We start from the raw sequence: 12,630 nt of genomic DNA on the forward strand, positions 1-12,630 counted from the left end.
GGGTCAGACCCAGGACAGGACGCCCTTCTTGCCCGCGTAGGCGAGGCCCGCGGCCAGGAACGCCAGGAAGACGAACATCTCGCCGAGCGTCGTCGCCCCGTAGCCGGGGGCGGAGAAGACGGTCGCCCAGGGGAAGAGGAACACCGCGTCCACCGCGAACACCACGTAGAGGTAGGCGAAGACGTAATAGCGCACGTAGGAGTGGGCCCAGCCCTCGCCGACGGGGTCGACGCCGCACTCGTACGTCGTGAGCTTCTCGACCGTGGGACGATGGGGCCGCAGCAGGCGGTTCGCCGCGAGAGCTCCCCCGACGAGCCCGGCGCCCACGAGGAGCAACACGACCAGAACGACATATGTGTCGAAATAGTTATGCACCAGATCCTCCTCGCGTGCGTCACATCCAGTATCTCGCGAAGCAGCATCGACGAGTGTGACGTCGTACCTCCACCCTGGAGGATCACAATGTCATGCTCTTGCTGCACACTAGGTTCGCATGGGTCGGTTTTGACCTGGAAGGACGTGACCGGATGAGCAACCCCCCGCCTCCCCCGGGCTGGGAATCCCCGGGTGGGGCCTCCTGGCCGCCTCCGCCGCCGCCAGCGGGCCCGGGCGGGCCCGGTCCCGGCGGCCCCGGCGGACCGCCCCCGCCCGGCGGCTTCGGAGGTCCCGGAACACCGCCCCCCTTCTTCCCCCCGCCCCCCGGCGGGCCGATGGGCCCGCCCATGCCGCCGCCGAGGCGCGGTGGTGGCGGTGGCCTGGTGATCGGCCTCATCGGCGGCGGCCTCGTCCTGCTGGTGATCATCGCGGTCGTGGTGTTCGTGGTGGCCAAGGGCGGCGGCAAGTCCCCCGAGGAGAAGCTGACCGCGGCCGCGACCAACATGGACGCCGCCCGCGCGGTCTCGCTGAAGGGCACGTTCGGCGGCAGCGAGACGCTGCGCGGCGAACTGAACGTCACCAAGGGCGGCCGCGCCATGGGACCCGTCACCTGGAACACCGACCAGGTCACCGTGCTGTCGGCCGACGGCAAGCTGTTCGTGAAGGGCGACAGGTCCTACTGGACGCGGCAGATCTCCTCCACCGACGACCCCTACTACCTCACCTCGGGTGAGCAGTGGGGCCGGCTGAGCGCGGACGAGCTCGACCTCGACTTCAAGGAGCAGCTGTCGCCGACGGCGCTGGCGAGCAAGATCCGCTCGGCCCGGCTGTCGCGCGTCAAGCCGATCGAGACGACGTGGATGGGCAAGAAGGCGCTCAAGTTCAGCACCTTCTCCTCCACGCTCTACATCACCGACGAGGACGACGCCGAGCTGATCCGCTACGAGGCGACCACGCCGCGGGTCGCGCTGGACGTCACGCCGAAGGACTCCGGCGACGCCTCGTCCATCATCTCCGACATGCGCACCAGCATGGGCGAGCTGAAGGACTCCTTCAACGGCTCGTCGAAGCCGACCGTCGAGGAGTGGAAGAAGGGCGGCTGCAACGGCAACACCGGCTGCACGGTCGAGGCCAAGATCCGGCCCCCGTACGACGTGGAGAAGCCCGTCACGGTCGACGTCCGGTTCCGGCTCACCGCCGGCACGCTGACCGGCCGCGACCTCGGCAACTGCACCACCCGCATCACGATCTCCAGCACCCTCTCCCAGTGGGCGAGCTGCCGGGTCGTGAGCAGCGCGTGGACGAGCTGGGCGAAGGCGACCGGCGGCACGTTCTTCAAGCACGCCGAGTACAAGGTGATCGGCGCCACCTCCGCCGAGGTGTCCGCTCTGCAGAACGGCCTCGACAGCGAATGACGCCGCAGGTGAGGCGCCCCGCGCGCTGACCCGCGTCCATGAGGGTGCCCGGTGGCGCTCCTCCCGTTCCGGGAGGACGCGCCGCCGGGCACCCTTATGCTCTTTGTGGACGGCCCCTCCAGGGCCCGGCGGCCGCCCTTCCCCCCCGGAACGTTCCCGAGCCCGTCGGCACCCACCGGGGGACGCCTCCATGACCCCTTGCTTTGTGTCTGACGGTCGGGCCGGCACCTGGCCCCGGAAGTGAGCAGAGTGAGCCCCGAGTGAGCGCTGAACAGGACGAGCCGTCACCGACGGCCTCTTCCCGACCCCCGTCCCCGGACGAGTCCGGAGACGCCTCCCGCCCGGACGGCGGCCCCCACCAGGGCGCTCCCGTCCCGCAGGGCCCCCACCCCGGGGACGTCCGCGTCGCCGGGGGCCAGGCCCCGCCATCCGATGCGGAGGCGGCTCACACGGGGTCCCCCGGCTCGGACCCGGGCGCGACCCCCACCGATCCGCGCGGCACGCCCTCGTTCGTCCCCCCGGCGCCGGTCTCCGCCGCCTCCTCCGGCGCCGGCTTCGCGCCTGACGCGGGCGTCCCGGGCGAGCCGGGCGCGGCGTTCTCGCAGAGCGGTCCCGTCCCGCCGGGGCGGCAGCGCAAGCCTCGCGGCAGGCGCGTGCTCGTCGCCGCCGGGGCGGCGGCCGCCGTCGTGGTGGTCGGAGCCGTGGCGGCCGTGGCGCTCACCGGCGGCGAGGAAGCCCCGAAGAGGAAGCCGAAGGCGACCGCGCCGGCTCCGCCTCCGGCGTGGACGGTCGCGGCGGGCCGGACCCTCACCGCCGGGACGGGCCTGCGCTACGACGGCACCCTGACGATCAGCGGCCGGCCCGTCCAGGCGCGGCTGCGCGTGACACCGGCGGGGGCCGCGAGCGGCACGCTCACGGCGGGCGTGCTGACGGCGGAGGTCGTCGCGATCGGCGGCGACACCTTCATCAGGGCCGGGACGGCCTTCTGGCAGACCTACGCGAGCGGCGTCGCGCACCCGGAGTACTACGCGGGACGCTGGTCCAAGGCGCCCGCGTCGGTGCCCGGTTTCGACGTCCCGGACGTCCTCGGGCCCAAGGCGATCGCCAAGTCGCTGGCGAAGGCCCCGGCGAAGCCGCCCACGGAGGACGTGAACGGCGTCCGCGCCTTCAGGGTCAAGGCGTCAGGCGCGAAGGCGTCAGGCGCGGAGTACGTGCTCACGGCGGAGGCCCCGCACCAGCTGCTGGCGGTCCGGCCGGAGGGGCAGGCGGCGCAGCGCTTCACCGTCGCGCCCGTGGCGGCCCCGGCGACGCTGTTCGCCGAGCTGCGTCCGCGGGTGGCCCGGCTCGGGGGCGCGTTCGATCCCGGCCTGCGCTTCACACCGGGGACGCTGGCGTTCAGCAACTGCGACCAGAACACCAGCGGCTGCACGGTGAGCATGCCCGCCACGCTCACCGAGCCCGCGACGGTGCCGCACGGCGCGCGCGCGGCGCTGCGGGCGGCGCTCTCCTCCAAGGGCGAGCCGCTGGGGGGGTGCACAGGGTCGGGACCGGTCCCGGCCAACCGGTCGATCGTCCTGCGTTGCACCGTGACGAGCAAACTGTGGCGGCACTGGATGCGCGCCGCCCTCGACAACCCCGGCTCCTACCCCTACGAGGCGAAGGCGCGCGTCGTCGGCGAGGCCGTCGACGTCGCCGACGTGCCGAAACTCCTCGCCCGCGTCGACCGCGAGCGCAAGGCGGTGGTGAAGGCGGCCGCGGGCACGCCGGGTCCGACGGTGTCGGGCGAGCCGTCCGGCAAGCGCTCGGGGCCGCCGGAAATCGCCACATCCCAGACACCAGGGACACCATGAGCCCCACGCCGAGGGGCGGTGCGGTCGAACGGGATTCCGGATGTCTACACTTCGGGTCGTGAACTCCACGCCTCTGGGGAGCGGATGCTCCTCGACGAGTCCCGCGCGGCTGCTGGTCCGGCGTCTGCACGTCGACCTGTGCCGCCAGCGCAGCTGCCTGTGTTCGGGATGAACCCGGGGACCCGTGCAGGTCGTATCGCCCGATAGGACCCGCGGAGCGTTCGCCGCCCGTCGCTCGCCTCCATGACGCGCGGCCACCGCCGCCGGACGGGACACGCGCGCCTTCCCCGCGCGGTCATCCCGGTGTGCGGCCCGTCCCCGCTAACCCATCCCGTCCCGGACATACCATGAAGGTAAGCCTAAGTAGCATCACGATCCTGGGTGCCTCCCCCAGGACGGATGCTGCGCGTCGAGGAGGTCTTCCTCTGTGACCAAACAGGTCCAGCAGCTCGACCGCGTCATCATTCGCTTCGCCGGAGACTCCGGCGACGGCATGCAGCTGACCGGCGACCGCTTCACCCAGGAGACCGCGGCGTTCGGCAACGACCTTTCCACGTTGCCGAACTTCCCGGCCGAAATCCGCGCCCCCGCCGGGACCCTCCCCGGCGTGTCCAGTTTCCAGTTGCACTTCGCCGACCACGACATCCTCACGCCGGGCGACGCGCCCAACGTCCTGGTCGCGATGAACCCCGCCGCCCTCAAGGCGAACCTCGGGGATCTCCCGAACGGCGCCGACCTCATCGTCAACACCGACGAGTTCAGCAAGCGCAACCTCGCCAAGGTCGGCTACGCGGCCAGCCCCGTCGAGGACGGCTCGCTGTCGGAGTACCGGGTCCACGCGCTGCCGCTGACCTCGATGACGGTGAAGGCGCTCGAGGACTTCGACATCTCCAAGAAGGACGCCGAGCGCGCGAAGAACATGTTCGCGCTCGGGCTCCTGTCGTGGCTGTACCACCGTCCCACCGAGGGGACACTGGCCTTTCTGGAGCGCAAGTTCGCCAGCAAGCCCGAGATCATGAAGGCCAACATCGCGGCCTTCCAGGCGGGCTGGTCCTACGGCGAGACCACCGAGGCGTTCTCGGTGCAGTACGAGATCAAGCCGGCCGAGCACGAGCCGGGGCTCTACCGCAACATCACCGGGAACCTCGCGCTGGCGTACGGGCTGGTCGCGGCGGGCGTGCAGAGCGGGCTGCCGATCTTCCTCGGCTCCTACCCGATCACGCCGGCGTCCGACATCCTGCACGAGATCTCCAAGCACAAGCGGTTCGGCGTGCGCACCTTCCAGGCCGAGGACGAGATCGCCGCGGTCGGCGCGGCGCTCGGCGCCTCGTTCGGCGGGTCGCTCGGCGTCACCACCACGTCGGGGCCCGGCCTCGCGCTCAAGAGCGAGACCATCGGCCTCGGCGTCGCGACCGAGCTGCCGCTGCTCGTCATCGACGTGCAGCGGGCCGGCCCCTCCACCGGGCTGCCCACCAAGACCGAGCAGGCCGACCTGCTCCAGGCCATGTACGGCCGCAACGGCGAGGCGCCCGTCCCGGTGATCGCGCCGCAGTCCCCGTCGGACTGCTTCGACGCGGCGATCGAGGCGGCGCGGATCGCGGTGAAGTACCGCACGCCGGTCATCCTGCTGTCGGACGGCTACCTCGCCAACGGCTCCGAGCCGTGGCGGCTTCCGGACGTGGCGACCCTGCCGACGATCGAGCCGGACTTCGCCCAGCCGTCGCAGGAGGAGTTCCAGCCGTTCGAGCGCGACCCGGCCACCCTCGCCCGCCCGTGGGCGGTGCCCGGCACCGCCGGGCTGGAGCACCGGATCGGCGGCCTGGAGAAGGCCGACGTCACCGGCAACATCTCCTACGACCCGGCCAACCACGACCGCATGGTCCGGCTCCGCCAGGCCAAGATCGACGGGATCGCCAACGACATCGAGCCGCTCGCCGTGGACGACCCGTCCGGCGCGGCCCGCGTCCTGGTGATGGGCTGGGGCGGGACGTACGGGGCCATCTCCGCGGCCGTCCGGCGCGTCCGGGCGTCCGGGCACACCGTCGCCCAGGCCCACCTGCGGCACCTCAACCCGTTCCCCGCGAACCTGCCCGAGGTGCTGCGCTCCTACGACAAGGTGATCGTCCCTGAGATCAACCTCGGCCAGCTCGGCCTGCTGCTGCGCGGCCGGCTGCTCATCGACGTGATCGGCTACAACCAGGTCCGCGGCCTGCCCTTCAAGGCCGAGGAGCTCCAGGGCGTCATCCAGGATGTGATCGACAGTGAGTGACATCGGAGCCAACGGCAACGGTTCGGCCAACGGCGGCGGCTCGCCGAACGGCAACGGCAACGGCTCGGCGAGCGGCCACGGCCTGCTCTCCCTCGTCCCGAAGGCGGACGGGAAGCAGACGATGAAGGACTTCAAGACCGACCAGGAGGTGCGCTGGTGCCCCGGGTGCGGTGACTACGCGATCCTCGCGGCCGTCCAGTCGTTCCTTCCCGAGCTCGGGCTGCGCCGCGAGAACATCACGTTCATCTCCGGCATCGGCTGCTCGTCGCGGTTCCCGTACTACATGAACACCTACGGGTTCCACTCGATCCACGGCCGCGCGCCCGCGATCGCGACGGGCCTCGCCACGTCCCGCCCGGACCTGTCGGTGTGGGTGGTGACCGGGGACGGCGACTCGCTGTCCATCGGCGGCAACCACCTGATCCACGCGCTGCGCCGCAACGTCAACCTCAAGATCCTTCTGTTCAACAACCGGATCTACGGGCTGACGAAGGGCCAGTACTCGCCGACCTCGGAGATCGGAAAGATCACCAAGTCGACGCCGATGGGCTCGCTCGACGCCCCCTTCAACCCGCTGTCGCTCGCGATCGGCGCGGAGGGCACGTTCGTCGCCCGCACCATCGACTCCGACCGCAAGCACCTGCAGTCGGTCCTGCGGGCCGCCGCGCAGCACCGCGGCACCGCGCTCGTCGAGATCTACCAGAACTGCAACATCTTCAACGACGGCGCGTTCGACCCGCTGAAGGACGCCGAGGTGCGCGACGACGTCACCGTCCGGCTGGAGCACGGCCAGCCGATCGTCTTCGGGGCGGACCGCTCCAAGGCGCTGCGCCGCACCCCGACCGGGTCGTTCGAGGTCGTGAACGTCGCGGACGTCGACCCGGCCGAGATCGCCGTGCACGACGCCCACAACCCGGACCCGTCGCAGGCGTTCGCGCTGTCGCGGCTGGACCAGCCGGCGTTCGAGCACACCCCGATCGGCATCTTCCGGGACGTCGACCGCCCGTCCTACGACGAGCTGATGCGGGCCCAGCTCGACGAGGCCGTCCAGGCGCAGGGCGAGGGCGACCTCGCGGCCCTGCTCGGCAGCGGCGACACCTGGCGCATCGACTAGACGGCGTCTCCGCAGGCCCGGCCCCGCTGCACCGGGGCCGGGCCTTTTCGCGCTTTGAAACCCTTCGGACGGGGCACGGTCTCCCACGTGCCGGTCGGCCGCCGGTCCGCCGTGGTCTTCCGGGCGGGAGGCCGTGCGCGGCGGCGTCTCCGCCTGACAGACTGAGGGGATCACGAACCGGGAGGTGACGATGCGGGTCATACCGCGCCGTAACAAGGGTCCTCAGCGGGACGAGAAACCCGCCCCCGCCCCGGCGCCTCCCGCCCCGTCCCCCGAACCGGCGGCCCCTGACCCGAGCCTGAAGTGGCCGCCCCCGCCCGCCCCGGTCATCCCCGAGGACGCGGCCGAGACGACGCGGCCCCAGCCTCCCGTCCCCGGCCCGCCCGGGGAGGCCTCGCCCACCGCGGACACCCGTCCCATGAAGACCGGGTCGGAGCCGGGCCGCGACCCCGCGGAGGCGCTGGGCCAGGAGAGCCTCCGGGACGCGAACCGGCGCTCGCAGGCCACGACGGCCGTCCTCCCGGCGGCCGCGCGGCCGCCGGGCACCGAGGCCGAGAGGCGGCGGGCGCGGGCCGCGCAGCGGCAGCGGGAAGCCGCGGAGATGAAGCGGAGCCGGGCGGCGCGGCGCCGGGGCCGCGCGTACCGGGAGGCCGCGCCCGCGAGGGCCGCCGACCAGCACCGGTCGGCGATGCTGGTCATGGTGCTGACGCTCGGCCTGCTGATCGCGGCCGTCGCGGTCACCGGCGGGATGATCGCGTCCTCGATGCGGACGCGCCCGGTGACGCTGGCCGCGCCGCTGCACGTCTACCCGGTCGCGCAGGTGCTGCCGGGGCCGTGCCCCGCCGGGACGCAGGGCATCACCGGGCAGGCCGCCACCGGGGCGACCTGCTACCGGCTCACCCAGGGGATCGCGATCCACAAGGTCGCCGACCTGCGCGTGCAGAAGTCGCGGGTGAGGCCGGGCGGGTACGACGTCGCGGTGACGCTGCGCCCCGGCGACCGCCGCGCTTTCGCCGAACTGACCCGCGCGACGGTCGGCCGCGACCTCGCCTTCGTCGTCCGCGACCGCCTGGTCACGCTGCCGCGCGTCGACATGGCCATCACCGACGGGAAAGTCGTCGTCACCGGCTCCCCCGACCGCCCCTCCGCCAACGCCCTGGTCCGCCAGCTCCGTTCTTGATTGCTTTTTCTCCTCCTTCGGGCCTGGCGGCCCTCCATCGTCGAAAAAGCGGGCGATCGCTGGCATCGCTCCGACTCGCCTTGGCGGCTCGCTGCGCGATCAGGTTCTCGCAGGCTCGAACCTGCCTTCGGACGCGATCGCAACCAGCGAGGTTGTTGCGCGGTCGCGGTGATGGCTTAGGTCAGTGCGCGGCTGGACGGTCTTACGGCAGGGCTTCGCCTTGGACGGCTTGGATCTCCAGCTCGACCTTCAGGCTTTCGCCGACGAGGGAGATGCCCGCTTCGAGGATCTGGTTGAAGCGGATGCCGAAGTCGGTGCGGGGCAGTTCGGCGGTGGCGCGGAAGGCGGCGCGGAGGCCGCCCCATGGGTCGGTGCCCATGCCGAGGTAGGTCATGTCGAGGTCGACGGGCTGGGTGATGCCGTTCAGGGTCAGGCGGCCGTGGACGGTCCAGCGGTCGGGGCCGGCGCCGGTCAGCCCGTCGCCCTCGTAGGTGAGGACGGGGTGGACGTCGGCGTTCAGGAAGTCGGCCGAGCGCAGGTGGTCGTCGCGCATCTTGTTGCCGGTGTCGATGGACGCCGCCTCGATGCGCGCCGTCACGCGGGATTCCTCGACCGGCTCGGCGATCTCGATGCGCCCCTCGAAGGCGGCGAACCGGCCGCGGACGCTCGACAGGCCGAGGTGCTGGGCGACGGCGCCGATGTTGGAGTGCGCCGGGTCGATCGTCCAGACGCCGGGCGGCGGGAGCTCGGTGCCGCCCGCCCGGCCGAGGACGATCCTGCCGATGTCGGCGCTGCCCGCGCTGGACACGATCATCGTGGCGGCGGCGGGCTGGAAGCCCATGGCCGTCACGATCACCGTGTAGGTGCCGGGGGGCAGCGGGCCGGCGGCGAGCACGCCGTCCTCCCCGGTCTGCTCGCGCGCGACCTGTTCGCCCGCCAGGCTCGTGACCGTGACGATGGCGTGCCGCACCGCCCAGCCGTCCTTCGTCCGCACCGTTCCGCGCAGACCTCGGTTCGCGTCCATCAACGACCCGCACTCCAGGTTCCGTGTCTCGTGGCCGCCGCTTGCGGGCGGCCCGGCTCGCTCGGGTCCGTCACTCGTCCGGGTAGCCGAGCTTGAGGTCGTGGTCGTCCAGCCCGCCGCCGGAAAGCGACAGGCCGGTCGCGACCGGAGGATATCCGGACGCGATCACCGTGTACTGGCCACCGGTGAGGTCGGTGAAGGCGTACTCGCCGTCGGGTCCGGTGATGACCATCGCGATGACGTTGCCGGCGGCGTCGACGAGCGTGACCCGCGCGTCCCCGACCGGTTCGCCCGTCTCGTTGCGGACCGTCCCGCGGATGCGGGCGCCGGGCGGCATCTCCACGTCCAGCCGCGTCTGGCCGTTGCCGGTGACCTCCACCGGCATCGCGACCGGGCGGTGCGCGGCGGCGCTGACGGCGAGCGTGTAGCCGCCGGACACGATGTCGTTGAACGTGTAGCGGCCGTCCGCGTCGGTGCGGCCGGTGCCGACGACGTCGCCGCGCACGTCGGTGACGACGACCATCGCGTTCACGATGGGGGTGCCGTCGGCGCTGCGGACCGTTCCGGCGAGGCCGCCGCTGCCGGCCAGCAGCAGGTCGAACTCGATCGGCCGGTCGCCGACGACGAGGGTGGCGGCCTGCGGCTCGTGCCCGCCGGTCGCGGCGATCAGCACGTAGCTGCCGGGGCCCGGCGTCGGCAGCGCGTACCGCCCGTCCTCCCGCGTGATCGCGCGGGCGAGCTGGTGGCCGTCGACGCCGATGAGGGTGAGGGCGGCGGACGGGACGGGCTCCCCGTCGCGGGTCCGCACCACGCCGCGCACGGGGACGCCGCCGCCGTGGGCGTCCTGCTCGATCTGCTGGGCGAGGAGCTTCGCCTGGGCCGCCAGCTCCGGCGCGGCCGGGGTCTCCGCCGCGGCGGCGGGCGCCTCCGGCGGGGCCGGGGGCGCGGCGACGGAGGCGAAGCGGCCGTCGTCCGGGCGGCCGTTGCCGCGTGCGTGCCTGCCGGCGCCGACCGCGCCGACCGCGCCCGTCCGCACCGCCGCGGACGGCGGGCGCACGACGCCGCTCTCCGCGGGGGCGTCGGTCACGGGCGCCTCGGGCGGCGCGTCCTTGCCGCGGTGCGCCGAGCCGCGCAGCGGGAGCTCCTTCAGCGCCAGCATCGCGAGGAAGCCCACCAGGGCGACGGGGATGCCGACGAGGAAGACGGTCTGCAGCGAGTCGGTGAAGGCGTCCTGGATGATGCCCCTGATCTGCGGATCGAGCTTGCTGATCTCCTCCGGGGAGCCGAGGTCGGTCGCGCCCCCGCCGGCCGGCACGGGGATGCCCGCCGCGCGGAAGCCGCTGGTGATCTCTTCCGCGACCCGGTTGGTGAGGATCGCGCCGAAGGCCGCCACGCCCATCGCGCCGCCGAGGTTGCGGAAGAACGAGACGCCGGACGTCGTCGAGGCGAGGTCGGAGGGCGCGGCGGCGTTCTGCGCGGCCAGGATGAGGATCTGCAGGCTGAGGCCCATGCCGACGCCGAGGACGGCCAGGTCGGCGCCGACGAGGACCTCGGGCGAGTCGGTGTGCAGCAGCGACAGCAGGTAGAGCCCGCCGGCGACGCACAGCAGCCCGACCACCGGGAAGATCTTGTAGCGGCCCGTGCGGGTGACGATCTGGCCGGAGCCGGTGGAGGTGATCAGCATCCCGACGACCAGCGGCAGCGTCATCAGGCCGGACGCCGTCGGGCTCATCCCCTTGACGATCTGCAGGTACTGCGGCATGTAGATCATCACGCCGAACATCGCCATACCGACGCAGACGGACACGAACGAGGTCAGCAGGAACGTGGGGTTGCGGAACAGCCGGGGCGGCAGGATCGGGTCGCGCGCGATGCGCTCGGCGACGATCGCGAGGACGAGCAGCAGGGCGGCGGCGCCGAGCAGGACGTAGGTCCACTGGGAGTTCCACTCGAACTCCGTGCCGCCCATGGACAGCACCAGCATCAGCACGGCGGCGCTGCCGGTGATGGTGAACGCCCCGAACACGTCGATGCGGGTGTCGCGCCGCACCTTCGGCAGCTTGAGGACCTTCTGGATGACGAGGAACGCGACGATCGCGAGCGGCACGCACACGTAGAAGCACCAGCGCCAGCCGAGGCCGTCGGCGTCCACGATGAACCCGCCGAGCAGCGGCCCGGCGACGGTCGAGACGCCGAACACCGCGCCCATGTACCCGGCGTAGCGGCCGCGCTGGCGGGGTTCGACGACGTCGCCGAGGATGACCTGGGCCAGGGCCGACAGGCCGCCGACGCCGAGGCCCTGGAACGCGCGGGCGGCGATGAGCTGGCCGATGTTCTGCGACAGGCCCGCGCCCACCGAGGCCGCCACGAAGATGAGCAGAGCGGTCTGGAACATGAGCTTGCGGCCGGCGATGTCCGACAGCTTGCCCCACAGGGGCGTGGACGCGGTCATGGTCAGCAGCGACGCGCTCGCGACCCAGGACAGCTTGTCCTGGCCGCCGAGGTCACCGACGATCGTCGGCAGCGCGGTGGCGACCACCGACGTCGAGATCATCGACGTCAGCATCGCCATCATCAGACCGGCGAGGATCTCCAGGATCTGTCGGTGCGTGTACTGCGGTCTCGCTTGCTCTGGCGCCGCCGGGCCGTGCGACGCCACGCTCGCCTGAGCCACATTGCCCCCACAACTCAGATGAATTACCTGTGTTTTGCATATATCTTATGTAGACGCTTGTTTACTTGCAACTCAGTACATAATGGACACCGACTGTAACGGCGGGCGGGGGCTGGCGGAATGCAGGTCGGGGAACAGGCCGCAGGCGCGGCGGCGCGGCGGCGCAAGCGCGACCGGGAGGCCACCCGGCGCCGCATCCTGGACGCCGCCCGCGACCTGTTCGGCGAGCACGGCTACGACGGCGTCACCGTCCGCATGATCGCCGCGCACGCCGAGGCGAACACCGCGCTGGTCCACCGGTACTTCGGCTCCAAGGCGGCGCTGTTCGGCGAGGTGCTGGCCGGGGAGTCGGTGATCCGCGGCGTCATCGCGGGCGACCCCGGCGGGCTGCCGCGCCGCCTCGCCGAGCACTTCGTCCGGCAGGTCGACCAGCGCTCGGTCACCGCCATGTCCCGGATGCTGGACCGGTCGGCCGGCCATCCCGAGGTCAAGGAGATCCTGCTCCGCTACCTGGAGGACGTGATCGTCGAGCCGATGGTGGCGCAGTTGGAGGGGCCCGACGCGCGGGCGCGGGCGCTGCTCGCGTCCACCATCATCATGGGCGGCGGGCCGGTGCGGCGCCTGGTCGGCCTCGGCGACCTGCGCGCCGCCGACCCCGCCGACCTCACCGACCGCCTCACCGCGATGTTCACCGCCGCCCTCGCACCGTCCGTCCACCGCGAGACGTAG

The 12,630-nt window shown here is 72.3% G+C and carries 9 protein-coding genes; 6 read left to right on the forward strand and 3 right to left on the reverse strand.

What is annotated here, in order from left to right; translation table 11 throughout:
* Nucleotides 1–3: 3 nt before the first annotated feature.
* A complete protein-coding gene (locus BKA00_RS24470; protein ID WP_185028602.1) occupies nucleotides 4–375 on the reverse strand; it encodes an NADH-quinone oxidoreductase subunit A in 372 nt (123 codons plus the stop codon).
* Between the two features lie 383 nt (nucleotides 376–758).
* On the opposite strand from BKA00_RS24470, the gene BKA00_RS24475 reads away from it, so the two are divergent.
* The 5 genes from BKA00_RS24475 (at nucleotide 759) to BKA00_RS24495 (ending at nucleotide 8,203) form a co-directional block, all read left to right on the forward strand.
* Nucleotides 759–1,790: a hypothetical protein gene (locus BKA00_RS24475; RefSeq protein ID WP_230299117.1), complete on the forward strand. Its 1,032-nt coding sequence runs from the start codon at nucleotides 759–761 to the stop codon at nucleotides 1,788–1,790.
* A 260-nt stretch (nucleotides 1,791–2,050) separates the two neighbouring features.
* A complete protein-coding gene (locus BKA00_RS24480; protein ID WP_185028606.1) occupies nucleotides 2,051–3,640 on the forward strand; it encodes a LolA-like protein in 1,590 nt (529 codons plus the stop codon).
* 427 nt (nucleotides 3,641–4,067) lie between these two features.
* On the forward strand, nucleotides 4,068–5,909 hold the full coding sequence (locus BKA00_RS24485; protein WP_185028608.1) for a 2-oxoacid:acceptor oxidoreductase subunit alpha: 1,842 nt from the start codon (nucleotides 4,068–4,070) through the stop codon (nucleotides 5,907–5,909).
* Between the two features lies 1 nt (nucleotide 5,910).
* Nucleotides 5,911–7,023, forward strand: coding sequence for a 2-oxoacid:ferredoxin oxidoreductase subunit beta (locus BKA00_RS24490; RefSeq protein ID WP_420829719.1), 1,113 nt, complete (start codon nucleotides 5,911–5,913; stop codon nucleotides 7,021–7,023).
* A 190-nt stretch (nucleotides 7,024–7,213) separates the two neighbouring features.
* Nucleotides 7,214–8,203, forward strand: coding sequence for a SecDF P1 head subdomain-containing protein (locus tag BKA00_RS24495; protein WP_185028610.1), 990 nt, complete (start codon nucleotides 7,214–7,216; stop codon nucleotides 8,201–8,203).
* A gap of 202 nt (nucleotides 8,204–8,405) precedes the next feature.
* Here the strand turns inward: BKA00_RS24495 and BKA00_RS24500 are convergent, their stop codons facing one another.
* A complete protein-coding gene (locus BKA00_RS24500) occupies nucleotides 8,406–9,227 on the reverse strand; it encodes a YceI family protein (RefSeq protein WP_185028612.1) in 822 nt (273 codons plus the stop codon).
* 70 nt (nucleotides 9,228–9,297) lie between these two features.
* The gene (locus BKA00_RS40570; RefSeq protein ID WP_185028614.1) at nucleotides 9,298–11,901 is read right to left on the reverse strand and encodes an MFS transporter; all 2,604 of its coding nucleotides are present in this window, start codon (nucleotides 11,899–11,901) and stop codon (nucleotides 9,298–9,300) included.
* 120 nt (nucleotides 11,902–12,021) lie between these two features.
* Here BKA00_RS40570 and BKA00_RS24510 point away from each other — a divergent pair, with 120 nt between their 5' ends.
* Nucleotides 12,022–12,630, forward strand: coding sequence for a TetR/AcrR family transcriptional regulator (locus tag BKA00_RS24510; protein WP_185028616.1), 609 nt, complete (start codon nucleotides 12,022–12,024; stop codon nucleotides 12,628–12,630).

This window comes from Actinomadura coerulea (assembly GCF_014208105.1).
Taxonomy (GTDB): domain Bacteria; phylum Actinomycetota; class Actinomycetes; order Streptosporangiales; family Streptosporangiaceae; genus Spirillospora; species Spirillospora coerulea.